General features: G+C 49.0%; 30 protein-coding genes and 1 pseudogene. 26 read left to right on the top strand and 5 right to left on the bottom strand.

Features of this window, described 5'->3' with window-relative positions; translation table 11 throughout:
- Positions 1 to 3 precede the first annotated feature (3 nt).
- The gene (gene rpiB / locus ON063_RS07155) at positions 4 to 444 is read left to right on the top strand and encodes a ribose 5-phosphate isomerase B (RefSeq protein WP_214694546.1); all 441 of its coding nucleotides are present in this window, start codon (positions 4 to 6) and stop codon (positions 442 to 444) included.
- The gene (locus ON063_RS07150) at positions 441 to 983 is read left to right on the top strand and encodes a TIGR01440 family protein (RefSeq protein ID WP_446719125.1); all 543 of its coding nucleotides are present in this window, start codon (positions 441 to 443) and stop codon (positions 981 to 983) included. Before rpiB ends, ON063_RS07150 begins: the two co-directional genes overlap by 4 nt.
- A gap of 50 nt (positions 984 to 1033) precedes the next feature.
- Here the strand turns inward: ON063_RS07150 and ON063_RS07145 are convergent, their stop codons facing one another.
- Both ON063_RS07145 and ON063_RS07140 read right to left on the bottom strand, forming a co-directional pair.
- Positions 1034 to 1660, bottom strand: a complete 627-nt coding sequence (locus tag ON063_RS07145) for an alpha/beta hydrolase (protein WP_274664676.1) — start codon at positions 1658 to 1660, stop codon at positions 1034 to 1036.
- A gap of 1 nt (position 1661) precedes the next feature.
- Positions 1662 to 1877 (bottom strand): alpha/beta hydrolase-fold protein, encoded by a 216-nt coding sequence (locus ON063_RS07140; protein ID WP_274664675.1) that lies wholly within the window; start codon positions 1875 to 1877, stop codon positions 1662 to 1664.
- A gap of 128 nt (positions 1878 to 2005) precedes the next feature.
- Here ON063_RS07140 and glyA point away from each other — a divergent pair, with 128 nt between their 5' ends.
- The 23 genes from glyA (at position 2006) to mreB (ending at position 21648) form a co-directional block, all read left to right on the top strand.
- On the top strand, positions 2006 to 3259 hold the full coding sequence (glyA, locus tag ON063_RS07135) for a serine hydroxymethyltransferase (RefSeq protein WP_074035858.1): 1254 nt from the start codon (positions 2006 to 2008) through the stop codon (positions 3257 to 3259).
- 4 nt (positions 3260 to 3263) lie between these two features.
- Positions 3264 to 4208 (top strand): hypothetical protein, encoded by a 945-nt coding sequence (locus tag ON063_RS07130; protein WP_274664674.1) that lies wholly within the window; start codon positions 3264 to 3266, stop codon positions 4206 to 4208.
- A 99-nt stretch (positions 4209 to 4307) separates the two neighbouring features.
- Complete coding sequence (locus ON063_RS07125; protein ID WP_274664673.1) at positions 4308 to 4556, top strand: hypothetical protein; 249 nt, start codon at positions 4308 to 4310, stop codon at positions 4554 to 4556.
- 65 nt (positions 4557 to 4621) lie between these two features.
- A complete protein-coding gene (locus ON063_RS07120; RefSeq protein ID WP_274664672.1) occupies positions 4622 to 5299 on the top strand; it encodes a response regulator transcription factor in 678 nt (225 codons plus the stop codon).
- 2 nt (positions 5300 to 5301) lie between these two features.
- Complete coding sequence (locus ON063_RS07115; RefSeq protein ID WP_274664671.1) at positions 5302 to 6537, top strand: sensor histidine kinase; 1236 nt, start codon at positions 5302 to 5304, stop codon at positions 6535 to 6537.
- A 108-nt stretch (positions 6538 to 6645) separates the two neighbouring features.
- Positions 6646 to 7341 (top strand): hypothetical protein, encoded by a 696-nt coding sequence (locus ON063_RS07110; RefSeq protein WP_274664670.1) that lies wholly within the window; start codon positions 6646 to 6648, stop codon positions 7339 to 7341.
- Positions 7342 to 7529: 188 nt separating this feature from the next.
- The gene (locus ON063_RS07105; protein ID WP_274664669.1) at positions 7530 to 8738 is read left to right on the top strand and encodes a hypothetical protein; all 1209 of its coding nucleotides are present in this window, start codon (positions 7530 to 7532) and stop codon (positions 8736 to 8738) included.
- A gap of 103 nt (positions 8739 to 8841) precedes the next feature.
- Positions 8842 to 9471 (top strand): uracil phosphoribosyltransferase, encoded by a 630-nt coding sequence (gene upp, locus ON063_RS07100; RefSeq protein ID WP_074035874.1) that lies wholly within the window; start codon positions 8842 to 8844, stop codon positions 9469 to 9471.
- Positions 9472 to 10133: 662 nt separating this feature from the next.
- Positions 10134 to 10361, top strand: a complete 228-nt coding sequence (locus ON063_RS07095) for a hypothetical protein (protein ID WP_026825087.1) — start codon at positions 10134 to 10136, stop codon at positions 10359 to 10361.
- A complete protein-coding gene (locus tag ON063_RS07090; protein ID WP_074035876.1) occupies positions 10358 to 10765 on the top strand; it encodes an ATP synthase subunit I in 408 nt (135 codons plus the stop codon). The genes ON063_RS07095 and ON063_RS07090 overlap by 4 nt, the downstream gene beginning before the upstream one ends.
- Positions 10765 to 11502: a F0F1 ATP synthase subunit A gene (gene atpB / locus ON063_RS07085; RefSeq protein ID WP_274664668.1), complete on the top strand. Its 738-nt coding sequence runs from the start codon at positions 10765 to 10767 to the stop codon at positions 11500 to 11502. Before ON063_RS07090 ends, atpB begins: the two co-directional genes overlap by 1 nt.
- Positions 11503 to 11567: 65 nt before the next feature.
- Positions 11568 to 11789, top strand: coding sequence for a F0F1 ATP synthase subunit C (atpE, locus tag ON063_RS07080; protein ID WP_012727360.1), 222 nt, complete (start codon positions 11568 to 11570; stop codon positions 11787 to 11789).
- 71 nt (positions 11790 to 11860) lie between these two features.
- Positions 11861 to 12388 (top strand): F0F1 ATP synthase subunit B, encoded by a 528-nt coding sequence (atpF, locus tag ON063_RS07075; protein WP_274664667.1) that lies wholly within the window; start codon positions 11861 to 11863, stop codon positions 12386 to 12388.
- Positions 12388 to 12921 (top strand): F0F1 ATP synthase subunit delta, encoded by a 534-nt coding sequence (locus ON063_RS07070; RefSeq protein WP_074035886.1) that lies wholly within the window; start codon positions 12388 to 12390, stop codon positions 12919 to 12921. The genes atpF and ON063_RS07070 overlap by 1 nt, the downstream gene beginning before the upstream one ends.
- 18 nt (positions 12922 to 12939) lie before the next feature.
- On the top strand, positions 12940 to 14448 hold the full coding sequence (gene atpA / locus ON063_RS07065) for a F0F1 ATP synthase subunit alpha (RefSeq protein WP_078147660.1): 1509 nt from the start codon (positions 12940 to 12942) through the stop codon (positions 14446 to 14448).
- A gap of 36 nt (positions 14449 to 14484) precedes the next feature.
- Positions 14485 to 15342, top strand: a complete 858-nt coding sequence (atpG, locus tag ON063_RS07060) for an ATP synthase F1 subunit gamma (RefSeq protein ID WP_074035890.1) — start codon at positions 14485 to 14487, stop codon at positions 15340 to 15342.
- 34 nt (positions 15343 to 15376) lie between these two features.
- Positions 15377 to 16795, top strand: a complete 1419-nt coding sequence (gene atpD, locus ON063_RS07055) for a F0F1 ATP synthase subunit beta (protein ID WP_159562971.1) — start codon at positions 15377 to 15379, stop codon at positions 16793 to 16795.
- Positions 16796 to 16823: 28 nt separating this feature from the next.
- The gene (locus ON063_RS07050; RefSeq protein WP_274664666.1) at positions 16824 to 17213 is read left to right on the top strand and encodes a F0F1 ATP synthase subunit epsilon; all 390 of its coding nucleotides are present in this window, start codon (positions 16824 to 16826) and stop codon (positions 17211 to 17213) included.
- 153 nt (positions 17214 to 17366) lie between these two features.
- Positions 17367 to 18557 carry an EAL and HDOD domain-containing protein gene (locus tag ON063_RS07045; RefSeq protein ID WP_274664665.1) on the top strand — a complete coding sequence of 397 codons (1191 nt, stop codon included), beginning with the start codon at positions 17367 to 17369 and terminating at the stop codon, positions 18555 to 18557.
- A gap of 200 nt (positions 18558 to 18757) precedes the next feature.
- Positions 18758 to 18919: a DUF1146 family protein gene (locus ON063_RS14925; RefSeq protein WP_446719124.1), complete on the top strand. Its 162-nt coding sequence runs from the start codon at positions 18758 to 18760 to the stop codon at positions 18917 to 18919.
- The gene (locus tag ON063_RS14920) at positions 18916 to 19035 is read left to right on the top strand and encodes a DUF1146 family protein (protein WP_446719123.1); all 120 of its coding nucleotides are present in this window, start codon (positions 18916 to 18918) and stop codon (positions 19033 to 19035) included. Before ON063_RS14925 ends, ON063_RS14920 begins: the two co-directional genes overlap by 4 nt.
- A 243-nt stretch (positions 19036 to 19278) precedes the next feature.
- Complete coding sequence (gene murA / locus ON063_RS07040; RefSeq protein WP_274664664.1) at positions 19279 to 20580, top strand: UDP-N-acetylglucosamine 1-carboxyvinyltransferase; 1302 nt, start codon at positions 19279 to 19281, stop codon at positions 20578 to 20580.
- Between the two features lie 81 nt (positions 20581 to 20661).
- Positions 20662 to 21648, top strand: coding sequence for a rod shape-determining protein (gene mreB / locus ON063_RS07035; RefSeq protein WP_074035900.1), 987 nt, complete (start codon positions 20662 to 20664; stop codon positions 21646 to 21648).
- A gap of 41 nt (positions 21649 to 21689) precedes the next feature.
- Here the strand turns inward: mreB and ON063_RS07030 are convergent, their stop codons facing one another.
- Positions 21690 to 22061, bottom strand: a complete 372-nt coding sequence (locus ON063_RS07030; protein ID WP_274664663.1) for a VOC family protein — start codon at positions 22059 to 22061, stop codon at positions 21690 to 21692.
- Positions 22062 to 22350: 289 nt separating this feature from the next.
- Positions 22351 to 22581 carry a hypothetical protein gene (locus tag ON063_RS07025; RefSeq protein ID WP_274664662.1) on the bottom strand — a complete coding sequence of 77 codons (231 nt, stop codon included), beginning with the start codon at positions 22579 to 22581 and terminating at the stop codon, positions 22351 to 22353.
- A gap of 187 nt (positions 22582 to 22768) precedes the next feature.
- On the opposite strand from ON063_RS07025, the gene ON063_RS07020 reads away from it, so the two are divergent.
- A complete protein-coding gene (locus tag ON063_RS07020; protein WP_274664661.1) occupies positions 22769 to 23530 on the top strand; it encodes an SDR family oxidoreductase in 762 nt (253 codons plus the stop codon).
- 18 nt (positions 23531 to 23548) lie between these two features.
- Here ON063_RS07020 and ON063_RS14915 read toward each other — a convergent pair.
- A pseudogene (locus ON063_RS14915) lies at positions 23549 to 23989 on the bottom strand (transposase); the annotation flags it as partial.
- Positions 23990 to 24085 lie beyond the last annotated feature (96 nt).

Here is a 24085-nt window from a genome sequence, read left to right as displayed (position 1 = left end):
CGAATGAAAATTGCAATTGGCGCCGATCACGGCGGATTCAACTTAAAGAGAGACATCGTAGCATTGCTTGAGGAACTCGGACATGAGTATAAAGACTTTGGCACGCACTCGGCTGACTCGATTGACTACCCAGACGTAGCCATTCCGGTCGCAGAAGCTGTCGCGGCAGGCGAATTCGATCGTGGGATTTTGATTTGCGGTACAGGAATCGGAATTGGAATCGCAGCGAACAAAGTCAAAGGGATTCGTGCGGCACTCGTTCACGACTCATTTAGTGCGAAAGCGACACGTCAGCATAACGACTCGAACATCATGACGATGGGCGAGCGTGTCATCGGACCTGGCCTTGCGGTCGATTTGGTGGCGACGTGGCTCGATACGGACTTTGAAGGCGGACGCCACTCAAACCGTGTCGACAAGATGAGCGCATACGAATCGAAGTGAGCCCGATGAAGACGGAACTTCTCGGATTATTAACGGAGCTTCACGAACGGTTCCCGTTGAATGATGAGCGTATTCTCGTCATCGGATGCTCCACGAGTGAAGTGCTTGGGAAGACGATTGGAAAGGCAGGGTCCATCGATGTCGCAGAAGAGTTGATGGAAGCCTTCCTTGAATTGAAAGAGAAGACGGATGTCCATTTGGCGTTTCAAGGGTGTGAGCATATCAACCGTGCTCTCACCGTGGAACGACGGACGCTCAAACAGTTCGGTCTCACAGAGGTGACGGTCGTTCCTGTCCGTTCAGCGGGTGGGGCGATGTCGGAAAAGGCATATGCGAACTTCGAGGAACCATGTGTCGTCGAATCGATTCAAGCGGATGCGGGAATCGATATCGGCTCGACGTTGATCGGGATGCATTTGAAACCAGTGGCTATCCCGGTCCGACTATCGTCGAAACATCTCGGCGAAGCGTACGTCACGTTCGCGGTCACGAGACCAAAACTGATTGGTGGACCAAGGGCTCACTATCCAAACAAATGAAACAAGCATCGCATTCAGGTTTTTCGACCGAATGCGATGCTTTTTTGTGGTTATAATTCTTCTCCGAATAAATACGACACGACCATCGGGAAACGTTCGCGCCAGGCAAGTTCGTTATGGACGCCTTCTTCGATCACTTCGAAACGGATGTGCTCGACCTTGTCTTTTAACAGGTTGTACACCCGTTCGCTCGATTCACGGTACATCTCGTTCGTCGGTCCGTTCTCCATCGGTTCTTCGACTTCTTTGGCACCGACGTCTAAATAGAGACGTTCTACACCTTTTAAGTCACTTGCCTCAATCAATTGCTCCAGCTCGGTTTGATTGAACCAGAAGGCAGATGATAAGGAAGCAACGCGTTTAAAAATTTCAGGATACACACATGCTGCGTAGACCGAGATGAGTCCACCCATCGAGCTTCCCATCATCGCCGTTTCTTGCGGAATAGTCCGATAGTCGGCATCGATTTTAGGTTTTAATTCTTGAGCGATATATTCGATATACGCCGATCCTTCTCCGCCGAGGACGATGTCTCGTCCGAGCAGGCTGTCCCCGATATATGGGTTTTCCCATGGTCCGTACTCATCGAGTCGTTTTTCCCCAGGTGCGCTATCGAGGGCGACGACGATCAAGTCACGTTTCGAGGCGTCTAAATATTCACCGACGCGCCAGCTCATGTTATAGCTTGCCTCTTCGTCGGCGAAACTCTAAATATTCACCGACGCGCCAGCTCATGTTATAGCTTGCCTCTTCGTCGGCGAAACAGTTTTGCCCGTCATGCATATAGAGAACGGGATACCGTTTTTCCGATGTCTCATAGTCGGCAGGTGTATATACCCGAACCGTGCGGGTGCGTTCGAACGGTGTGATCGTGATTTCTTTTGTCTCAATCATGAAGTGACCTCCTTTGCATTCTCTCTAAATGATACCCAACTTTTCGTCAGATTATAGCGATACCCAAAAAAACAAGCGTGTGGTACGATGGGGGTGTTGATTTTTAGACATTTAGAGGGGGTCTTCACATGGTAAACACGACGAAGTTAAAAGTGCAGGATGCAGAATTGTTTGAGGCAATGCAACACGAGCTCGGTCGTCAACGCGACAACATCGAACTCATCGCTTCAGAAAACTTTGTTTCAGAAGCAGTCATGGAAGCGCAAGGAGGCGTATTGACGAACAAATATGCCGAAGGATATCCAGGACGCCGTTACTACGGCGGCTGTGAATTTGTCGACGTCGCTGAAAACTTGGCGCGTGACCGTGCGAAAGCATTGTTCGGTGCAGAACATGCGAACGTACAACCACACTCTGGTGCACAAGCGAACATGGCAGTTTATTTCACAGTGCTTGAAGCAGGAGACACGGTGCTCGGGATGAACCTGTCACACGGTGGTCACTTGACGCACGGTAGCCCGGTCAACTTCTCGGGAGTGCAGTATAACTTCGTCGAATACGGTGTAGACAAAGAGACAGAACACATCGACTATGACGTCGTCGCAGCGCTCGCGAAAGAACATAAACCGAAATTGATTGTCGCGGGAGCATCGGCTTACCCACGTACAATCGACTTCGCGAAGTTCCGTGAGATTGCGGACAGTGTCGATGCGTACCTCATGGTCGATATGGCACACATCGCTGGCCTCGTGGCAGCAGGTCTTCACCCGAACCCGGTCGAGCATGCGGATTTCGTCACGACGACGACGCACAAGACACTTCGTGGACCACGTGGTGGTATGATTCTTTGTAAAGAAGAGTTTGCGAAAGCAATCGACAAATCCATCTTCCCAGGAATTCAAGGTGGACCGCTCATGCACGTCATCGCAGCGAAAGCAGTCGCATTCGGAGAGGCACTCCAACCAGAATTCAAAGAGTATCAACGTCAAGTCATCGCCAATGCACAGGCACTTGCGGCTGGTCTTGAAGAAGAGGGGCTCCGAATCGTATCGGGCGGAACGGACAACCACCTCTTACTCGTCGACCTTCAAGGAATCGACATCACAGGGAAAGCGGCGGAGCATGCGCTCGACGCTGCAGGGATCACGGTTAACAAAAACACGATCCCATTCGATCCAGCGTCACCGTTCGTCACAAGCGGAATCCGTCTCGGTACGGCAGCGATGACGACGCGTGGCTTCAAAGAGGACGATATGCAAGAAGTGGCACGCCTAATCGGTCGTGTACTCAAACAACATGAAGATGAGTCGGTACTCGCAGAAGCACTTCAAGACGTGCGTACGTTAACTGCGAAGTTCCCACTTTACCCAGAACGAGGCTGAGTCAATGGACATCCGGACACTCGCAGAACGAGAGCTATCCGAACTCCCATTGTTCGATATGACGGAATGGTTGGCTCGTAAGGGGGAACACGACCCATCTTTCCGTCTTGTCGCCAGTGAGTTCGGGGTCATCACGACGCTCCTCGACCATGGCTATTACGAAGAAGCGAGCGAACGAATCGTACCGCTCCTCGGGATGAAAGTGCCCGCTGCGTTCCATCGACTAGGTCTTGCGCTAGAAGTGAAGGCGAACGGGAAAAAAGCGGCCAAGCGCCGCTTTCGTTCGTTTTCTCCGGCCGTCATCCAGCACTCAGATTTAGCCGAGTGGCGACAGGCCTTCAAGTTTGATAAGAAATGGCTCGGTCTTCCGCTCGTCGTGGGACTTGCTGCCGCTGCGCTCGTGTTTTGGCCAGATACCGAACCTCCGATTGTCCCGCCGAGCGAGACCGGTCAAGTCGTCGTCGAGACGGTGACCGAGGAAGAGGCGATGGCAGAGCGCTTGAAGGAACTAGAAGCTGAAGTCGCTCGACTCGAGAAAGAAAATGAGCAGCTACAAACTCAAGAAGAAAATTCAAGTGATTCGGCGGAAGAGAAGCCGGATCAAGCGACTGATGTCGTGCCGTTAGCGGAGGTCGAAGCGCTCGTACAAGACAAACAGTACGAGCAAGCTGAACAGTTGCTCGACGGAAAAGCGAAAGCAGGTCAAGAACAGGCGGTTGGATTTTATCGACTCCTTGTCGACAACAAGTTAGGCAAAGCGAAAATCGCGGATTACGCGGCTTATCTCGATTCCTATCCTGAGTCTGGGTACAAGGCAGACGTCCTATGGATGAAAGGGATCGCCGAGAAAAAAGCGGACGATCCTGCTTATCGGGATACGCTGACGACGGTGTCAGAAATGAAAGGAACGTATTGGGCGCCGATTGCGAAATCAGTGCTCGACGAGTGAGGTGTTGCGCAAGCAGCGCCTTTTCTCATGAAATTCTAATGAACTCCACCTCGATTTCTCGTTTTTACCTCGTATGATGCGAGTAGGAGGGATGTATGAATGAAACGTTTACTGAAAACAATTGGGACTAGTCTGTTGGCAATCGGCCTGATGAGCATCGGACTTGCCGGTTTCTTGTTCTTTACGACACCGGGGCAATCAAGCCTCACGCAACTGTCGCTCGCGGCAACGGGCATCGAGCAGCAAATCGAGCAAGTGGATGCAACGTGGGACCGATGGGAAGACCGTTTCGAACGACAAGTGGAATCGGCAATCCCGGAAGGCGTCCGTCTGTTTTTTGAGGATTGATTTCGGGAAATGAATACCAATACGTCGAGCGGTCCGCTCGGCGTTTTTTCAAAGGAGTGAGCAGGATGCAGACGATTCTGGTCGTAGAAGATGATTCGAAGATTGCACGGTTACTGGAACTAGAGTTGAAGCATGCAGGGTATGAAGTCGTTGTGGCGACAGATGGGCGTAATGGTTTAGAGCGGGCCGTCGCCGACGAGATCGACCTCGTCTTACTCGATATCATGTTGCCTCAAATGAGCGGACTCGAGGTGGTCCGTCGATTAAAAGAAGAACGACCACTGTTGCCCGTTCTCATGGTGACGGCTCGGGGAGACCGCTATGACAAAGTGAGTGGACTCGACCTAGGTGCCGATGACTACATCACGAAACCGTTTGAAATCGAAGAAGTGCTCGCTCGCATCCGGGCGTTTTTGCGCATGCGCCAGCTCGTTCGGCAGGACCATTCCGAGCATGTCCTGACCTATGAGACACTCAAGGTCGATGTGAATCGACATGAAGTGTATTGCGAGGGAAATAAAATCGATTTAACGCGGCGTGAGTTTGATCTATTGGTCTTCTTTTTAGAGAACCCCGAGCGCGTCTTGACCCGTGATCAACTCGTCGAACATGTGTGGGGATTTGATTACTTCGGTGATACGAACGTCGTGGACGTATATGTCCGTTATGTCCGAAAGAAACTGACCGGGTCTTGGATTCAAACCGTCCGTGGCGTCGGGTATATGTTGAAGCGTGGTGAGTGAGCATGTTACGTACAAAAATCGCCTGGGCGATGACCGGGTTCATGTTGCTGCTTCTTCTCGTCTCATTTGGCGTGACATGGTTCGTCGCGAGGCAAGAAATCGTCGATTCACGTTTTGACGTGTTGCTGCAAGCGTTAAACCTGTTAGAAGAAGACGTCCGAAACAGCGATGCCGTGTTGTCCCTTCACAAGGACAGTGTTGTTCTAGAGCGTCAAGAAAACGGGGAGTGGGGAATCATCGGTGGAGAAGTGCCGAATGGAACAGAGTTTCCCATCAATTACGGAGAACCGGCACTCATCGATGACTGGTTTGTCGTCGCAACGACAGATGGACTGGCATTCGGGTTTCAAGACCGAGCGGTGAGTGACACGATTCAAGCGTTGGCGACAATTTTTCTCGTCATGTTTTTCCTAGCCGTCCTTTTGACCTTCCTCGGTACATGGTGGATTTTACGCCAAGGGCTGTCGCCGTTACGGCGATTGACGGAGACGATGGAACGGATTACCGAATCGGGCAAATTAGAAACGATTGAGGTCGATGACCGAAAGGACGAAGTGGCACTCCTTTCGAACGGATTCAACCATATGATTGAACGGGTCGAAGGGACGATGGACCAACAGCGTCGTTTCGTTGCCGATGTTTCACATGAACTAAAAACACCGCTGACCGTCATCGAAGGCTACGCAAAATTATTGCAGCGCTGGGGACAAGAGGACGAGAGTGTCCGTGCCGAGGCCATCGATCATATTTTGACGGAGTCGCGACAGATGCGAAACGATTTGATTGAACCGATGCTAGAATTAAATCGCTTCGCTGCGCTTGAAGAGGTCGACCGAGAAGACATTGATTTGGCTGAGCTTGGCGACATGTTAACAGAACGATTTTTACGGTCGCACGGCGTACACCTTCCCATCGATGCGAACGGTAGCTGGTATGGCCATCGTGAATCGTTACAACGCATTCTCGTCATCTTGATCGATAATAGTTTGAAGTATGCAACAGAGACAAGCCTTCACCTGACAGACAATCGAATCGAAGTGCGCGACAGGGGACCTGTCTTATCAGATGAAGTAAGAGCTCGTCTGTTCGACCGCTTTTATCGATTGGATGAGGCACGAGACCGGAGCGGCAGTGGACTTGGTCTTGCGATTGCGAAGGAAGTCGCAGATGTGAACGGCTGGACGATCGGAAGCGAATCGAATGATCCTGACGGCAGTGTATTTTTCCTCACTCGATGATGAACATTTCGCATTTTCTCATCAACTTCTAATGAAGCCTTAAATGCGCTCTCACACACGAGGCTTATGATGAAAATAAGAAGAACACATTACGAGGAGGAAATGAATATGAAACGCATCGGCTGGATTATCGGAGCTTTACTTGGCGTCATGGCAATTGTAGGAATTGGGTTTTATGTGAGTGGGAATCAGACGGACACGGTCATCGTCCCGCAAGCCATCAATCAAGCGAGTGACGACAAATCGCAAGAAACAGCGGACGATTCTTCGTCAGCAGAAGATTCAAGCGTCAACGCATCCGACGACTCATCATCTTCAAATGTAGAAGATGACTATGAACTATACGGGACACTTGTCGGTCTGACAAAAGAAGATGTCACGATCAGTTTCAATGGAAAAGAATCGACGTACCGCTTAGCACAAACACATGAGATTGACGACGATACACCGCAAGTCGGTGACCGAGTGAAACTCGAATTGAACCGAAATGATGAAGTGAAAGAAGTGGACCGTGAGAGCGGAGATGATGATGCATACCTTACTGGAACGCTCGTCAAACTCACAGATCAAGAAGTCACAATCAACATCGATGGAAAAGACAAGACGTATCCGCTCGCTGCACGATCTGAAATCGATGACGACACACCTCGGGTCGGAGATCGCGTCAAACTTGAATTGAATCGAGATCAAGCAGTCATCGAAGTGGACAATGAATCCGACGATGACCAATATGAGCGAGGGGATTCTTCACAGGACGATTCCTCACAAGATGACTCTTCTGAAGATGAACGCGAGAATGATTAATTGAAGGCTTGAAAGAACCAATCTCTTAAGAGGTTGGTTTTTTTGTAGAAATCTATCCAATCAAAAGTTTCTACACAGCCATCAGAAACGTAATAATTCTGAAATCATCACAAAAATAGGTTATATGTTATGATGTACAAGAAAAATTTAGGTGGTTTTCACCTAATTGGGAATGAGGGGGAACATCAATGCGGACGTACTGGGGAATCTTACTCAGTTGTATCTTGTTGAGTGGATGTGGTGCCGAGACGTTGAACGCGATTGAATTACGTCCTTTGTCATCTTATCGAGTCGAACAAGAGCCCGAGGTGGCATTAACCGAACAAACAAAAGAAAAGATGCTTACATATTGCGAGAAGCGTCCGACCGATGTCTTACCGAAACGGAGAGCAAAGGTGGCGGAAGTGACATTCCATCATCCCCTTTATGAAGCACTCGGCTATAAAAACGTAAAGTATTTTGCCGCAGGGGAAGAGCGATATCTGACTTGTGCAAACAGCAATCAATTGATGGAACGAACGTTTGCGGTCGAACCAATTCCAGAATTTGAAGCACTCGACAAGGGACGGTTCGTCGAGTCAGAGGTTGTCTCGACGATTGAGTTTGATCGCGTCGAGGACATGGAAGAAATCACGAGCACGTTTAAAATGAACGATACCCATGAAGCAGTGATTGCGGATTCGGCATTCCGTTACACGACGCCGGACACGGGTGCGATCTACGTGACGTTCGAGACCATTCGGAACGGCCGTACGCTTGATCCGATTGTCGAACCAAAACTGTTTCCGTTTCAAAGTGGAGAAAACGAAGGCTATGTCTTTTTGACGAGGCGGGCAGACAATCGAGTCGCTCTACAAATCGGGAAGACCCCTTCGCTTAGACAACTCGTTCTTCCGAGCATGTACGAAGCGCCGTACATGAAGGTCGACGCCAAAGAAGAAGAACTCTCGCTCGAAGGAAACCATCGAGAACTGATGAAACGAATCATCCTCTCGAAACAACCGATCGAGGAGGACGTGTCTGAACAGACCTCACTCGCGCTCTCGAAAACGTACGGTACCGTCCTTGAAATCTGGGGACACGTCCGCCGACCGGTCCTGAACAAGATGTCGTCACGACCAACTGATGAGGAGATGCAACTCGCTGTCTTTGAAACTAGCCGAGATACGGTCTGGTTAGACGGACCAAAAACCCAAGAACTGTTTGATGAATTGTCTCACGTCCAAATGCGTGAGAAGCCGACGAATGCCGTCAACATGGGGCAATTACACTTATATAGAGAATTGACGAAACAGTCGTTTGACGTATGGAAGACGGAAACCGAATTCTATTTAGTCGACCAAACGACGTCTCGGTCATATGAACTTCCTGCGAACGACTATTTCCAGGTCAATTGACATTCAGGGCGTCTGACCTCTGATAAAATAGAAGTTGGCTCTACCCATCTCAACAGAGTTAGGGTACAATGCTCGAGAGAGAATGAGAGAGGAGTGAAGCAAGATGGGAAAAGTACATGTTTATGACCATCCTTTGATTCAGCACAAAATGACGATTATGCGAAAAGTAGAGACGGGGACGAAGCAGTTCCGTGAACTCGTCGACGAAGTTTCTTCACTTATGGCATACGAAATCACGCGCAGCCTACCCCTAACAGATGTAGAAATTGAGACACCGGTCTCTGTTTCCACTCAAAAGATGATTGCCGGCAAGAAATTGGGAATCGTCCCTATTTTACGTGCAGGACTTGGTATGGTGGATGGGTTCCTCAAAATGATGCCGAACGTAAAAGTCGGTCACATCGGTCTCTATCGCGATCCGGAAACACTTGAGCCACACGAATACTACTTGAAGCTCCCGACAGACGTGACGGAACGCGACTTCATCGTCGTCGACCCGATGCTCGCAACGGGCGGTTCGGCTGCTGATGCCATCGCGGCTCTTAAGAAACACGGAGCGAAGTCAATCAAGTTGGCTTGTCTGTGTGCAGCACCAGAAGGCGTAGAACGTGTGCAAGCAGAACATCCGGATGTTGAGATTTATCTCGCAGCACTCGATGAAAAATTAAATGATCACGGTTATATCGTTCCTGGACTTGGGGATGCGGGTGACCGTTTGTTTGGTACGAAGTAAGAATGAAGCAGGAATCGTCGATGCGATTTCTGCTTTTTTTCATGATGCGTCTCGAATAATTTTTGTCATTTATGAATGTCACAAAATAGACACAAAAGTGAACGGGAAGAAATCAAAACACGAGACACTTGAATGCTGTTTCTTCTTATTTAAATAGAATCCGGCAATCTTTCGTTTAGACACCACGTAAAAATGCATCCAAAAAGAGCGATGAGATTCCTCACAAAAAAATGGGCAAAATCGCTCGACATGGCAAAAACATCCTCGGTATACTGAAACAGGACGTTGAAAACGATTTCAAAATGAAGTCAACGACCGTTTCGTAACTCTTTGTGAACGTAAACGTTTACCGATTGAAATTTCCAAAACGTGGGGGTATAACTGAACTATTCTTCATCTGATTCCGTTTGTGAAATGTTATAAAGTCAACATTTTTATTTCAACGTTTCTTCACACTTTCTTTAAAAAGTGCATCAATCGTTTACTTTATGAAGTGCGTAAAACTATTGATACGACTTGATTTAAAGCGCTTTTATAATTGTGAAATTCATTGACTTCTTATGCCATTTCTATTACTCTGAACTTGTGTGACTTTTGATGGTCACGCGAGTGTGAATCCGTGAAGAAGAGAGAAGCGCACCGTGCGTGAAAGGGGGACCGGGATGGCGAAAAAAGACAATCGTTACCTATCCTATGCCTCGCTCGCTTCACAAATTTCGACAGCACTTGCTGGACCGATCGTCATCGGTTATCTCGTCGGACAGTACGGCGAAAGACGTGAATTTTGGGGCACGTTTGGTTGGAATGTGTCGATTATCCTCGGACTCGTGTTCGGGATTACGGCGCTAGTTCTCACCCTTCGGAGTTTATTGACAGGAGAGGACGAATGAATACGATTCAAGCAGACAGAAAAGCACAGAAAGAACTGATGAAGCGTTATACGAAATGGTTTACCGTCTGGTTTGCGATTTTGCTCATCGGCGCATTCATCATCCCGATGTATAAAGCCGTATTTCTCGGGTTGTTCATCGGTGGGGTCGGAAGTCTCATCATTCTACATATGCAGAATCGAAGCGTCATTCGCATGTATGACGTCATCGAGCATGGACGTCGACCAAAGTCGCATGGGACCGTTTCAAGAATGGCGGTCGGTGCGTTAGCAGTGATAGTCGGTCTTCTCTATGAGGATCGGGTGTCCGTCATCGCGGTGGTAACTGGTCTAATCGCCGGCCACATCATACAATTTGGCGAGTTCACACTTGCCCAGCTCAGCAGGAAAAGAGGTGAATATTAATGGGTCATGAGTTTCCCACATATTCCCTGAACTTTGGGGACTATACGTTATACGGGAGCTGGACGAACGTCATTACAGTGCTAGTAGCAGCGTTACTCGTCTTCGTATTCGCCATCTGGGGAACAAGACGTTTGGCTATGAAGCCGACTGGCAAACAAAACTTCATGGAATTCTTCGCGGAGTTCGTACGTGGAATCATCGCTAGTGCGATGGACTGGAAGACAGGAGGACGCTTTATCGGATTTGGGATGACGTTGATTTTGTTCATTCTCTTCTCAAACTTGATGGGTCTACCGTTCAACGTCATTTCTGGACACTATCTGTGGTTCAACTCACCGACGGCCGATCCTTACGTAACCTTGGCGTTGTCGACACTCGTCGTTGCAATGTCGCATTACTACGGGGTGAAGCTACACGGATTCAAGCACTATTCGGCGGAATTCGTAAAACCAGTCTGGTTCTTGCTTCCGATCAAATTGATCGAGGAGTTTGCGAACACGTTGACGCTCGGTTTGCGTCTATACGGTAACATTTTTGCCGGTGAAATCATGATTACCATCATCTTGGGACTCGCGATTACAGCCGAAGGAGCACTTAACCCGCTCGGCGCAATCTTTGCGGTCTTCCCAATGATTCTATGGCAAGGTTTCTCAATCTTTATCGGGGTTATCCAATCCTACATTTTCCTGACGCTTGCAATGGTGTACATCGGGCACAAAGCTTCGGCCGAACATTGATTCGGACATCTCGCCAAAGCGTTACAAACAACTTATTTACTTAACTTTTAGGAGGAATATACACAATGGAACAACTTAATCTTCTCGCAACAGCACTTGTTATCGGTCTTGGAGCACTCGCAGCTGGTATCGGTAACGGTTTGATCGTATACGGAACAGTACAAGGACAAGCACGTCAACCAGAACTCAAAAACGAACTTCGTCAAACAATGTTCATCGGTATCGGTTTGGTTGAGGCCCTCCCGATCATCGGTGTGGCTGTCGGTTTCCTTCTCCTCAACTCTTGATTCCGAGTTAACGAGAATAGCATGAGAGGGAGCACGTCTCCCTCACTTATTTAGTCAAGAGGAGGGTATGCATGGATACGATGATGATTGCAGCTGGTGCTGGCGGCGAAGGCCTCCGCATTCTGGATATGATCTTTACAATTTTCACATTCCTCGTACTCTTGGCCCTGTTGAAGAAATTTGCTTGGGGACCACTCCTTGGAATGATGAGACAGCGTGAAGAGTATGTAGCGAACGAGATTGAACTCGCTGAAAAGAGCCGCAAAGATGCGGAAAACTATGTCGTCGAACAACGTGATGCACTCAGTGCAGCACGTACAGAGTCGAAAGAAATGCTCGACTCAAGCCGTCGACAAGCAGAAGCAGAACAAGCACGCTTGGTGGAGCAGGCGCGTTTGGAAGCTGAACAAATTAAAATCGAGGCAGAGAAAGCGATTGAGCGTGAGCGTGAGCTTGCGAAACAATCCCTTCAAACGGAAGTCGTCACACAGGCGCTTTCGGCAGCACGCCACGTCCTTCAATCAGACCTTAAAGGCGATGAAGCGAAACAACGTGCCCTCGTCACAGACTTCCTGTCTAAAGCGAAAGGTGCGAACTGATGAACGCATCACTAGCAAAACGCTATGCCAAAGCGCTCTTCGACTTAGCACGGGAACAAGGCACGCTCGACCAAGTCGAAGCGGAAGTGCGTCTGCTCGATGAAGTGCTCCACGCGACTCCTGAACTCATGGATCTCTTAACGAATCCTGCAGTCAGTGACAGCGAGCTTGCACAGCTTTTAAAAGACAGCTTTGGTGATATGACGGCGATTGTCGTGAACACACTTCTCGTCATGGTCGAAAACGACCGTGCGGCAGAGGTTCGCGCTTTGCCACGATACGTCCGCGACTACATCAACGACTACCGTGGGATTGCAGAAGGTATTGTCACAAGCGCCTACCCGTTGTCGGCAACAGACTTGAAAGACGTCGAACTCGTCTTCGGACAGAAGCTCGGGAAGACGCTCCAATTGAAGAACGTCGTCGATGAAGAAGTCATCGGTGGACTCCGTGTCCAAGTCGGATACACGACGTACGATGATACGATCGAAACGAAATTGACACGCCTCGAGCGTGAATTGTTGAATGCGTAAGAAATAGGGGTGAATTCAATGACAATCAAAGCTGAAGAAATTAGCGCCCTGCTAAAAGAACGAATCGCTTCGTACGGTTCTGAAATCGAAGTCAGCGAGACAGGTACAGTCATTCAAGTAGGTGACGGTATCGCTCGTGCACACGGACTCGATAACGTTATGGCGGGGGAACTCGTAGAGTTCTCTAACGGCGTAATGGGCTTGGCGCAAAACTTAGAAGAAGGTAACGTCGGGATCATCATCCTTGGCGATTACAAAGGCATTAAAGAAGGCGACTCTGTCAAACGTACAGGTCGCATCATGGAAGTACCAGTCGGTGAGGCACTCCTCGGACGTGTCGTGAACCCGCTCGGACAACCAATCGATGGTCTTGGACCAATCGTGACTGACAACTATAACCCAATCGAGCGTAAAGCTTACGGCGTTATGGCTCGTAAATCGGTTCACGAACCACTTCAAACAGGAATTAAGGCGATTGACGCCCTCGTTCCAATCGGTCGTGGTCAGCGTGAGCTCATCATCGGTGACCGTCAAACAGGTAAAACATCTGTTGCCATCGATGCGATCATCAACCAAAAAGAAGAGAACATGATTTGTATCTACGTTGCAATCGGTCAGAAAGAATCGACTGTACGTGGCGTAGTAGAGACGCTTCGTCAAAACGGCGCACTCGACTATACAATCGTCGTTTCGGCATCGGCATCACAGCCGGCACCACTTCTTTACCTCGCGCCATTCGCTGGGGTATCGATGGGTGAGTACTTCATGGACCGTGGACAACACGTCCTCGTCGTCTATGATGACCTCTCGAAACAAGCGGCAGCTTACCGTGAGCTCTCGCTTCTTCTCCGTCGTCCTCCAGGCCGCGAAGCCTACCCAGGGGATGTCTTCTACCTTCACTCACGCCTTCTTGAGCGTGCAGCGAAGTTGAACGACGAACTCGGCGGCGGTTCATTGACAGCACTTCCGTTCATCGAGACACAAGCATCGGATATCTCAGCATATATCCCGACAAACGTTATCTCGATCACAGACGGTCAGATCTTCCTTCAGTCGGACCTCTTCTTCTCTGGGGTACGCCCAGCGATCAACGCCGGTCTCTCGGTATCGCGTGTTGGTGGTTCGGCTCAGGTGAAAGCGATGAAGAAAGTTGCTGGTACACTTCGTCTTGACCTCGCGTCTTACCGTGAGCTCGAAGCGTTCGCTCAGTTCGGGTCAGATCTCGACAAAGCGACACAATCGAAGTTGAACCGTGGTCAGCGTACGGTTGAAGTCTTGAAACAAGACTTGAACGCACCGCTTTCTGTAGACAAGCAAGTTATCATCATCTACGCACTCACGAAAGGTCATCTCGATGACATCCCAGTCACAGACATCCGTCGTTTCGAAACAGAAATGAACGCATGGCTCGACCAAAACCGTAAAGACCTCTGCCGTGAAATCCGTCAGACAGGAAACCTTCCTTCAGACGAGGCAATGGTCGACGCAATTACGGAATTCAAAAAGACGTTCTCGCCATCGGTTTAATCCGGTGACGAGCGTCTATTAAGGTGGTGAATCGAAATGGCATCATTACGTGAGATCCAGATGCGGATCACCTCGACCCAAAGCACGAAGCAAATCACGAAAGCGATGAACATGGTGTCGGCATCGAAGTTGAACCGGGCCCAAGGGAACAACGCCAACTTCAAGCCGTACATGGACAAGTTGCAAGAAGTCATCTCGTCGATCGCCGGTGGTACATCAGGCGCGACACACCCGATGCTTCAAGTACGTCCTGTCAAACGGACTGGTTATATCGTCATCACGTCAGACCGCGGACTCGCAGGTGGATACAACGCCAGCGTCTTGCGTGACGTGTACCGTGAACTCAAAGACAAGCACACATCAACAGATGAGTATCGTCTTTACGTAATCGGAAAAGTCGGTGTCCAGTTCTTCAAGTCACGCAACATTCCGGTGTATAGCGCGATGACAGGGCTAAACGACCAACCAACTTTTGTTGAAGTCGCAGAAATCGTCAAGCAGACGGTTGGTGCCTTCAGCGAGAGCGAGATTGATGAATTGAAGCTCTGCTACAACTCGTTCATCTCGGTCATCAGCCAAGAAGTGAAGATTCAACAATTGCTCCCGCTCGGGGATATCGAACAGTCCGCATCCAATGTGATGTATGAATACGAACCAGAAGAAGAAACGATCTTAGCGGCGCTCCTCCCACGTTATGCGGAAGGACTCATCTACGGTGCATTGCTCGATGCGAAAGTGTCAGAACACGCAGCACGGATGACGGCGATGTCGAGTGCGACAGACAACGCGGATGAACTCATTCGCGGACTCAAGCTCAAATTCAACCGCGCGCGTCAAGCAGCGATCACACAAGAAATCACAGAGATTGTCGGAGGTGCGTCGGCGCTTGAATAAGCGCACGCTCTCTAGATTGTAGGAGGCTAACACGATGAACGAATACGGCATGAAAGGCCGCGTAGTCGCAGTCATGGGCCCAGTTATCGACGTTAAGTTCGACAACCACTTACCGAACATCTACAACGCTCTCAAAGTCACACACGTGGCAGCGACAGCAGACGATGTTAGTGTCGACTTGACGCTTGAAGTAGCTGTTCACCTTGGTGACGACACGGTCCGTACGATTGCGATGGACTCAACTGACGGCGTTCGCCGCGGTATGGAAGTACTTGACTTAGGATCACCGATTTCGGTACCAGTTGGAGAAATGACACTTGGACGTGTCTTCAACGTTCTCGGTAACCCGATCGATGATAAAGAAGTGGCAGCTGACGTGCTTCGTGCACCGATTCACCGTCAAGCGCCAACATTTGACGAATTGTCAACGAAAGTTGAAATCCTTGAAACAGGGATCAAAGTCGTCGACCTTCTCGCACCATACATCAAAGGTGGTAAAATCGGCCTCTTCGGTGGTGCCGGTGTAGGGAAAACCGTCCTCATCCAGGAACTCATCAACAACATCGCGCAAGAGCACAGCGGGATTTCTGTATTTGCAGGAGTCGGTGAGCGTACACGTGAAGGAAATGACTTGTTCCACGAGATGACGGACTCAGGCGTTATCAAGCAAACAGCGATGGTCTTCGGTCAGATGAACGAACCACCTGGTGCACGTCTCCGTGTTGCCTTGACTGGTTTGACAATGGCGGAATACTTCCGTGACGAGCAAGGACAAGACGTTCTTCTCTTCGTTGATAACATCTTCCGTTTCACACAAGCAGGTTCTGAGGTATCGGCCCTTCTCGGACGTATGCCATCGGCGGTAGGTTACCAGCCGACACTTGCTACGGAAATGGGTATGCTTCAAGAGCGAATCACATCGACTGCAAAAGGATCGGTAACTTCGATTCAAGCGGTTTATGTACCAGCCGATGACTATACGGACCCGGCTCCAGCAACAACGTTCGCCCACCTTGATGCAACAACAAACCTTGAGCGTCGTCTCTCGGAGATGGGTATTTACCCAGCCGTTGACCCACTCGCATCGACTTCACGTGCCCTCTCTCCTGAAATCGTAGGGAAAGAGCACTATGAAATCGCGCGTAACGTTCAGCAGACGCTTCAGCGTTATAAAGAACTTCAAGACATCATCGCAATCCTCGGGATGGACGAGTTGTCTGAAGACGACAAACTCACGGTTCACCGTGCACGTCGTATTCAGTTCTTCTTATCACAAAACTTCCACGTGGCTGAGCAGTTCACGGGCCAAAAAGGTTCGTACGTGCCAGTCAAAGAGACAGTACGCGGCTTCAAAGAGATCCTCGAAGGTAAACATGACGATCTTCCGGAAGATGCATTCCGTCTCGTTGGTCCAATCGAAGACGTCATCGAAAAAGCGAAGACGTTGGTCTAAGACCTACGCGGAAGGGGGAAACTAGACGATGAATACTGTTCACGTCAACGTCGTCACCCCGGATGGTGCAGCTTTTGAAGGGGACGCACGAATGGTCATCGCTAAATCGGTCACTGGTGAGCTCGGTATTTTACCGAAGCACATCCCGATGGTGACACCACTCGACGTCTCAGTCCTCAAACTGCGCCACGAAGATGGTGGACGCACTTTCATGGAAGTTCGTCCCGATACGGTGACGATCTTAGCTGAAACAGCCGAAATGGCGGATAAGATCGACTATGACCGCGCTTCTGCGGCGAAAGTTCGGGCCGAGCGTCGTCTTCAAGACACGAAGCTCTCAGAACTCGAATTCCGTCGTGCGGAACTTGCGCTCAAAAAAGCGATCAACCGCTTAAGCATTCGCGATATGAAAGAGTAATAACAACGACTCTCACACGAAAGTGTGGGAGTTTTTTTGTGTTCACATGAAAAGATAGGACTTTTGTCGCGCTCCTAAATCATGGAACTAGTAAAAAATAGATGGAGGATGACCGATAATATAAGTGGGAATGAACGTAAAGGGGAGTAGGGAATGAAAGTTTACGTTGCGCGACAACCGATTTTTGACCAAAAATTACGCGTCTGCGGCTACGAACTGTTGTATCGCCGCAGCGAAAACAATATGTTTGAGAACGTCGATGATTCGTTAGCAACGGCTGACGTGATTCATAACGCCTATCTCGTCTTTAATTTTCGGGAATTGACAGAAGGGACGAGAGCGTTTATCAACTTTCCACAGACGTTGATTGAAGGAGAGGTACCGTCGTTACTGCCTCGTCAATCTCTTGTCGTGGAAGTGCTCGAACACGTCGAGCCGACTGAGAAAGTGTTGCAGTCTCTACGATCGCTTAGACGCCAAGGGTATACGATTGCGCTTGACGATTTCGTGTTTGAGGAGAAGTACCGGGCATTGATCGGCTTAGCCGACATCATTAAAATCGACTATCAAGCCACACCGGTGGAACAGCAGCAAAAGTTAATCGATGCGCTTGGACATCGGGTCGAATTTTTAGCGGAAAAAATCGAGACACCGGCAGAGTACGAGATTGCGAAACGGCTAGGGTATAAGATGTTCCAAGGCTATTTCTTTAGCCGTCCGATTGTTATACACGGGGCAGAAGTCCATCCACTGCGTCATACGCTCATTGAGGTATTGAAAGAACTGGATCGCCCAGAGCCGAGTTTCCGTCGCATTTCGGCGCAAATTGAACGGAGTGTCGATTTATCGTATAAAATGCTTCGTTCCGTCAATACGGTGTATCAAAAAGGTCGTCACACGATTCAGTCCATCGAACAAGCCGTTGCACGAATCGGGCTCGATGAAATGAAGCGATGGTCCTATTTGATGTTGCTGCGCGAGATGCAGACATCTGAATCCAAGGAATTAATTAAACAAAGTATCATTCGTGGGAAGATGATGGAGCTGATTGCGGAGGATACAAGCAGTGGTGCCTCTCCGTTTGATGCGTTCATCACGGGTATCTTCTCATCGCTCGACGTCATTCTGGACGAGGCGATGCAGACGTTGATTGCAGAGCTGCCTGTAGCGCCTCCCGTGAAAGCGGCGCTTCTCGGAGAACCGAACGAATTACGGATGTTACTCGAGGATGTCATCGCCTATGAGCGATTGACAATCCCTATTCATAACACAGATTCAGATTGGACTCAATACTACGTGGAAGCCATCCGTTGGTCACGTAGCCTTGACGAATCGAGTGAATAATGTTTGAAATATGTGAGGGGCGTCAATTACTGTAGTAAGGCCTTACTGCGGATGACGTCCCTTTGGTGTGCTTGTGGAGAAAGTGAGTTGGTCGAATGGTCTAAAACCGCTCGAAGCTTGAGATACTGTGTCTTTTTTTCTCTAACATGACATGATATGATTGAAAATGGTACGAATTTTAGAAAAGAGGGGAATCGTCGATGATCAATACCGTATTTTCGCTAGCGATTTATGTCATAGCGATTTACGTCGCTTGGTGGGCACTCTTACCCGTCAAATGGGACAAGTTGCTTAATCAAGTGAGGAGCCCGCAAGCAGCTGTGTTGCGCGTTCTTGTAGCAGTCGTCTGCTTAATCAAGTGAGGAGCCCGCAAGCAGCTGTGTTGCGCGTTCTTGTAGCAGTCGTCTTCGGTTCGTTGATTGCTCAGTTCTTTTTGGAGTATATCCGATTGGCACAAGAGCTCGCACCTATACAGTAGCCACAGAATGTTTAACAAACTGTAATCCTGCTGTAACGACTCCTATATGTTTATCATGTAGGATAAATTCGTCTGACATGATGCTTTTTCATTCCGTTCGCATTTATTTATTACGATTTTTATTTATGAATGAAGAATCCATCACGTTTTGCAAACCATTCTAATAATCGACATCATCACATCCGAAATCGGATATCGACGCACTATATAAAAAAACAATGAAGTTGGAGGACAAAGAGAGATATGAAGGATTTGATTGTAGTCCGTGGAGGACGTAAACTGTCAGGTACTGTGCGCGTTGAGGGAGCAAAGAACGCTGTACTCAAAACATTGGTTGCCACTCTGTTAGCTAGCGAAGGAAAGTCAATCTTACAAAACGTACCACGTCTTGCGGACGTGTACACGATTAATAAAGTACTTCGTCACCTCGGTGCAGAGGTGTCGTTCAATGAAGAGAAGAATGAAGTCATTGTCGATGCGTCGGGCGACATCAAAGATGAAGCACCGCTCGAGTACGTTCGGAAGATGCGGGCTTCAATCCTCGTCATGGGACCTCTTTTAGCTCGTCTCGGTCATGCGCGTGTCGCGATGCCGGGCGGTTGCTCAATTGGCTCACGTCCAATTGACCTCCACTTAAAAGGATTCGAAGCGATGGGTGCGAAGACGGTCATCGGCAACGGATTCGTGGAAGCTTCTGTAGAAGGTCGTCTCCAAGGCGCAAAAATCTACTTGGACTTCCCTTCTGTTGGTGCGACGGAGAACATCATGATGGCAGCTGTGCTTGCAGAAGGCACAACGATCATCGAGAACGTCGCGAAAGAGCCTGAAATCGTAGACCTTGCAAACTTCTTGAACGGAATGGGCGCACATGTACGTGGCGCCGGTACAGAAACGATTCGCATCGAAGGTGTGGAAACACTCCGTGGTGCAGAACACTCAATCATTCCTGACCGCATCGAAGCTGGGACATTCCTAGTCGCTGGTGCAATTACAGGAAGTGATATCGAAGTCATCGGTGCAGAGCGTGAACACCTTCGTCCACTTATTTCAAAAATGGAAGAGATGGGTGTACACTTCGAAGATACAGCGGAAGGCATGCGCGTCTCAGCGCCGGACGAGTTGAAGCCGGTCGATGTGAAAACGATGCCACACCCTGGATTCCCAACAGACATGCAATCACAAATGATGGCCCTCGTCTTGAAAGCAGGCGGCACATCCGTGATTACAGAAACCGTATTTGAGAATCGCTTCATGCACGTGGAAGAATTCCGTCGCATGAATGCAGATATTAAGATTGAAGGACGTTCAGCAATCGTCAAAGGTGGCGTTCGCCTTCAAGGAGCGGAGGTCGTTGCAACAGATCTTCGTGCCGGAGCAGCACTTATTCTAGCGGGTCTCATCGCAGAAGAAGAGACACGCGTTGGTGATTTATATCATATCGACCGTGGATACGTAGACTTCCACAAAAAACTTCAAGCACTCGGTGCCGACATCGAGCGCATTCAAGGTACTGTCGAAGTCACGAATGAAATGGTTCAGAACTAAGAAACGAGCACGAATTCGAGAGCGAGGAGAGACTCTTCTCGCTCTTTTCAATGAAGAAATGAACGGAGGAACCTATACATCATGTTTTCAAAAGATATCGGGATTGATTTAGGGACAGCAAACGTTGTCATTCACGTAAAAGGGAAAGGAATCGTCTTAGACGAGCCTTCAGTCGTTGCGATGAAACGCTCTACAGGGAAAGTGCTAGCAGTCGGTTCAGAAGCGTATGAGATGGTTGGTCGTACACCTGGTGATATCGTGGCGATCCGTCCTCTTCGTGATGGAGTCATCGCCGATTTCGCCACCACAGAAGAAATGCTCCGTCACTTCATCGAGAAAATTCAAGTCCGTGGTTTCTTTGGAGGCATTCGCATGTTGATTTGTACACCTGCGAACGTGACGCCAGTCGAAGCGAAAGCAATTCGTGAGGCTGCTGAAAAAGCAGGGGCGAAAGAAGTCTTCCTCGCCGTAGAACCTAAGGCGGCAGCTGTTGGTTCGGGCATGGACATCTGGAAGCCGGTCGGTCACATGATCATCGACATCGGTGGTGGGACGACAGATGTCGCCATCCTCTCCATGGGTGATATCGTCTGCGGTGAAACAATCAAGATTGCAGGGGACCGTTTCGATACGGATATTCTCCGTGCCATCAAAGAGAAGCATAAACTCATCATCGGGGAACGGACAGCTGAGCAAATCAAGAAAGAAATTGCGACGGTGTTCCCAGGTGGACGTAACGAGTCGATGGACATTCGCGGACGTGACATGGTACGTGGATTGCCACGTACAGTGACGATCACGTCGGAAGAACTCCGTGAAGCGATGGCGGAGTCAGCGAACGAGATCGTCGAAGCGACGAAGCGTGTCCTTGAACAGACACCACCGGAGCTCGCGGCTGACATCATCGACCGTGGTATCATCATGACAGGTGGGGGATCACTCCTTCACGGCCTCGACCAACTCGTCGCCGAGCGTGTCATGCTCCCAGTCATGATGGCTGAAGAGCCGACGCTCAGTGTCGCGCACGGTACAGGGATCATGCTCGAAAACTTAGATCGATTGAAATAAACGAACAGGCGACCGCACGAGGTCGCCTGTTTTTGTGTAGGTTAGATTGATTTTTCGGCTAGAAGGGCCAATAGGTTGTCTTCAGAATCTATGAAGAAACTCATCCACGTTTCTGTTGTATCCATTTTCGCCACGAGATGAGGTTCATCGATGAAAGTCACCCCTCGAGTATGGAACTGCGAATACGCATGATCAATGGATGCGACACTTAGGTAGAGGATTGGACTAGCTTTTGCAAAATCCTCATTTTCAGGAGGGGATAGCATGAGTCTCACACCTCCGCAGTCGAAGAACGCTAGCTCTCCTGCTTGAAAGAGAAAAGGGATTTCAAGCGTATCTCGATAGAATTGAACGGCACGGTTTAACTCTTTGACAGGTATGTAGATTTGTTTGATTTGCTGAATGAGGCTCATGAGATTCATCCTTTCAATATGTATGTGATACAGGAAGGGTTAACTCTGCTTCAAGTTGATGTTGTAAACGGTTGACAAGCTTCGTTGGATAATACATGATGCTGATGGAAATGCGTAATGGGAATAAGTTATATAAATCGCTAGGATAATAGGAGCCATCGCGAGGTAACTGATGATCGACTATTCGTGAGCCCCCTGTGGATTGATCAATGCGTAAGACGATTGGGATAGACATGCCTGTCCCTCGTTCAAATTGTTGATCATGAGGGTAATATTCTTGTAGAAGCGCTCATACATACACTTCCTGTCGAGTCGTACTCGTCCCGAGAATATGATAACTTGCGTAAACGTCCCCACCGAAATTGGGGGACATGACTTCAGTCGTCAAATAGCGCTCCAATTCGTATTGATTTACGTCAACGGATTGGGTAAGGGTGACAAACGATTCATCTGTCCAAGCGGCATAGAAGACAGCAATTATAGTCAGTGTACAGAATGTTGTTATGATTAACTTTTTCATATGAGTGCCTCCAAATACCGATGTGATGAATCATATACGTTCATCATATCTGAAGAGACTACGAATATATAGGTTATTTATGGGTAAAATTGTATATAATGAAATCAATAACAAAAGAGAGGGGAATCATGATGGCACCGATTCACTAAATGACTGAACAACATAAAAAATCGAATCGGAGGACATGATGAACAAACCACTTACACTTATTACCGGAGTCAGTCGCAGTCAAGGCATCGGGGCTGCCATTGCACGAAAACTCGCACGTGAGGGGCACGACCTCTATTTGACACACTGGAGTCCGTTTGACGTGACCGAAGGGGTCGGGGAAGAGAGAGGCTTCATCGATCGATTCGTTCAAGAGTTGACCGAACAAGGTGCTCGTGTGGGGCATGAGGCGTATGATTTAGCATCGGGTGACGAAGTTGGACTACTTGATCGAATTGAAGCCAAACTAGGGGTACCGAGCAGACTGATTCATAACGCGACCTATGAGCGTCATGTGAGCGTCGAGAACTTTACGACCGATGTGTTGAGACAGCATTATATGGTGAACAACGAAGGAGTACTCGGACTAACCTTTGCGTTTGTCGAACGTTATCAACAAGTGGGTTATCAAGACGGACGCATTTTGTTTTTAGTATCGGGTGGGGCCGATGCGAATAACCTAGCTTATATTGCGACAAAGGGAGCATTGATTGCGATTACACCTGCACTCGCAAATGGAGTAGGGAAGGATGGGATTTCCGTGAATGCACTTGATCCGGGCCCGACAGATACGGGATGGATTGGCGATGAACTTCGTCAGCACCTGCTCCCATTGTTCCCATACAATCGGATAGGAACGCCGGAAGATACGGCTCGTCTCGTCGCTTTCTTAATGGGAAACGACGGGGCATGGGTCAATGGTCAACATCTTCATGGGGATGGTGGATTCACGAGACGTTAATACATAAAGGCATCTCGCTTATTGCGCGAGATGCCTCAGGCTGTTGACGAACCAGATCGCAAGATGCGATCTGGTTCGTCTTTTTTTATGTTCAACGAGCTTGAGGCGTTCTGTCCGACAAAAGATTGAAAAAATGTTATGTAGACAGTCCTTTCTGGCCAACAGGTTGGCCAGCTTCTTCATGTTTTGTGCGGTGGCTGCCACCAGATTGGCGCGTTGGACCTTCGCGGTCCCCCTGTAGAAGGTGAAACGGAGGCCATGGAGCTCTTTCCCATCGGCGAACGAGCGCTCGACGGTCTGCGGTCGCAGTCGGTAGAGGGATTTCCCAGACGCGGACAGGCGGTTCTCGTTCACCTGCTCGCGGTAATGTTCATCGACGTGGCGTGTGATGTCCCTTCGGTGCGTCCGGCTGGACGTGCACTTCTCGAGGAGAGGGCAGTTCTGACAGATGGAGGGGTCGGAGACGTAATGGTGATAGCCGTGGCGGTATAAATGTCAACTTTTTTATGTACAATTTTGCTCGTTTAATAATGTTCAATATTGTCGGTTTCGTCA

Source organism: Exiguobacterium sp. B2(2022), assembly GCF_028823655.1.
In the GTDB taxonomy this organism is placed as follows: domain Bacteria; phylum Bacillota; class Bacilli; order Exiguobacteriales; family Exiguobacteriaceae; genus Exiguobacterium; species Exiguobacterium aestuarii_A.
This window is presented reverse-complemented; position numbering and strand designations above follow the sequence as displayed.

Bases quoted from the DNA above. Each gene is read 5' to 3' on its own strand.
- rpiB (WP_214694546.1), top strand. From the start codon at position 4: ATGAAAATTGCAATTGGCGCCGATCACGGCGGATTCAACTTAAAGAGA.
- ON063_RS07145 (WP_274664676.1), bottom strand. From the start codon at position 1,660: ATGAGCTGGCGCGTCGGTGAATATTTAGACGCCTCGAAACGTGACTTG.
- ON063_RS07140 (WP_274664675.1), bottom strand. From the start codon at position 1,877: ATGATTGAGACAAAAGAAATCACGATCACACCGTTCGAACGCACCCGC.
- glyA (WP_074035858.1), top strand. From the start codon at position 2,006: ATGGTAAACACGACGAAGTTAAAAGTGCAGGATGCAGAATTGTTTGAG.
- ON063_RS07130 (WP_274664674.1), top strand. From the start codon at position 3,264: ATGGACATCCGGACACTCGCAGAACGAGAGCTATCCGAACTCCCATTG.
- ON063_RS07125 (WP_274664673.1), top strand. From the start codon at position 4,308: ATGAAACGTTTACTGAAAACAATTGGGACTAGTCTGTTGGCAATCGGC.
- ON063_RS07120 (WP_274664672.1), top strand. From the start codon at position 4,622: ATGCAGACGATTCTGGTCGTAGAAGATGATTCGAAGATTGCACGGTTA.
- ON063_RS07115 (WP_274664671.1), top strand. From the start codon at position 5,302: ATGTTACGTACAAAAATCGCCTGGGCGATGACCGGGTTCATGTTGCTG.
- ON063_RS07110 (WP_274664670.1), top strand. From the start codon at position 6,646: ATGAAACGCATCGGCTGGATTATCGGAGCTTTACTTGGCGTCATGGCA.
- ON063_RS07105 (WP_274664669.1), top strand. From the start codon at position 7,530: ATGCGGACGTACTGGGGAATCTTACTCAGTTGTATCTTGTTGAGTGGA.
- upp (WP_074035874.1), top strand. From the start codon at position 8,842: ATGGGAAAAGTACATGTTTATGACCATCCTTTGATTCAGCACAAAATG.
- ON063_RS07095 (WP_026825087.1), top strand. From the start codon at position 10,134: ATGGCGAAAAAAGACAATCGTTACCTATCCTATGCCTCGCTCGCTTCA.
- ON063_RS07090 (WP_074035876.1), top strand. From the start codon at position 10,358: ATGAATACGATTCAAGCAGACAGAAAAGCACAGAAAGAACTGATGAAG.
- atpB (WP_274664668.1), top strand. From the start codon at position 10,765: ATGGGTCATGAGTTTCCCACATATTCCCTGAACTTTGGGGACTATACG.
- atpE (WP_012727360.1), top strand. From the start codon at position 11,568: ATGGAACAACTTAATCTTCTCGCAACAGCACTTGTTATCGGTCTTGGA.
- atpF (WP_274664667.1), top strand. From the start codon at position 11,861: ATGGATACGATGATGATTGCAGCTGGTGCTGGCGGCGAAGGCCTCCGC.
- ON063_RS07070 (WP_074035886.1), top strand. From the start codon at position 12,388: ATGAACGCATCACTAGCAAAACGCTATGCCAAAGCGCTCTTCGACTTA.
- atpA (WP_078147660.1), top strand. From the start codon at position 12,940: ATGACAATCAAAGCTGAAGAAATTAGCGCCCTGCTAAAAGAACGAATC.
- atpG (WP_074035890.1), top strand. From the start codon at position 14,485: ATGGCATCATTACGTGAGATCCAGATGCGGATCACCTCGACCCAAAGC.
- atpD (WP_159562971.1), top strand. From the start codon at position 15,377: ATGAACGAATACGGCATGAAAGGCCGCGTAGTCGCAGTCATGGGCCCA.
- ON063_RS07050 (WP_274664666.1), top strand. From the start codon at position 16,824: ATGAATACTGTTCACGTCAACGTCGTCACCCCGGATGGTGCAGCTTTT.
- ON063_RS07045 (WP_274664665.1), top strand. From the start codon at position 17,367: ATGAAAGTTTACGTTGCGCGACAACCGATTTTTGACCAAAAATTACGC.
- ON063_RS14925 (WP_446719124.1), top strand. From the start codon at position 18,758: ATGATCAATACCGTATTTTCGCTAGCGATTTATGTCATAGCGATTTAC.
- murA (WP_274664664.1), top strand. From the start codon at position 19,279: ATGAAGGATTTGATTGTAGTCCGTGGAGGACGTAAACTGTCAGGTACT.
- mreB (WP_074035900.1), top strand. From the start codon at position 20,662: ATGTTTTCAAAAGATATCGGGATTGATTTAGGGACAGCAAACGTTGTC.
- ON063_RS07030 (WP_274664663.1), bottom strand. From the start codon at position 22,061: ATGAGCCTCATTCAGCAAATCAAACAAATCTACATACCTGTCAAAGAG.
- ON063_RS07025 (WP_274664662.1), bottom strand. From the start codon at position 22,581: ATGAAAAAGTTAATCATAACAACATTCTGTACACTGACTATAATTGCT.
- ON063_RS07020 (WP_274664661.1), top strand. From the start codon at position 22,769: ATGAACAAACCACTTACACTTATTACCGGAGTCAGTCGCAGTCAAGGC.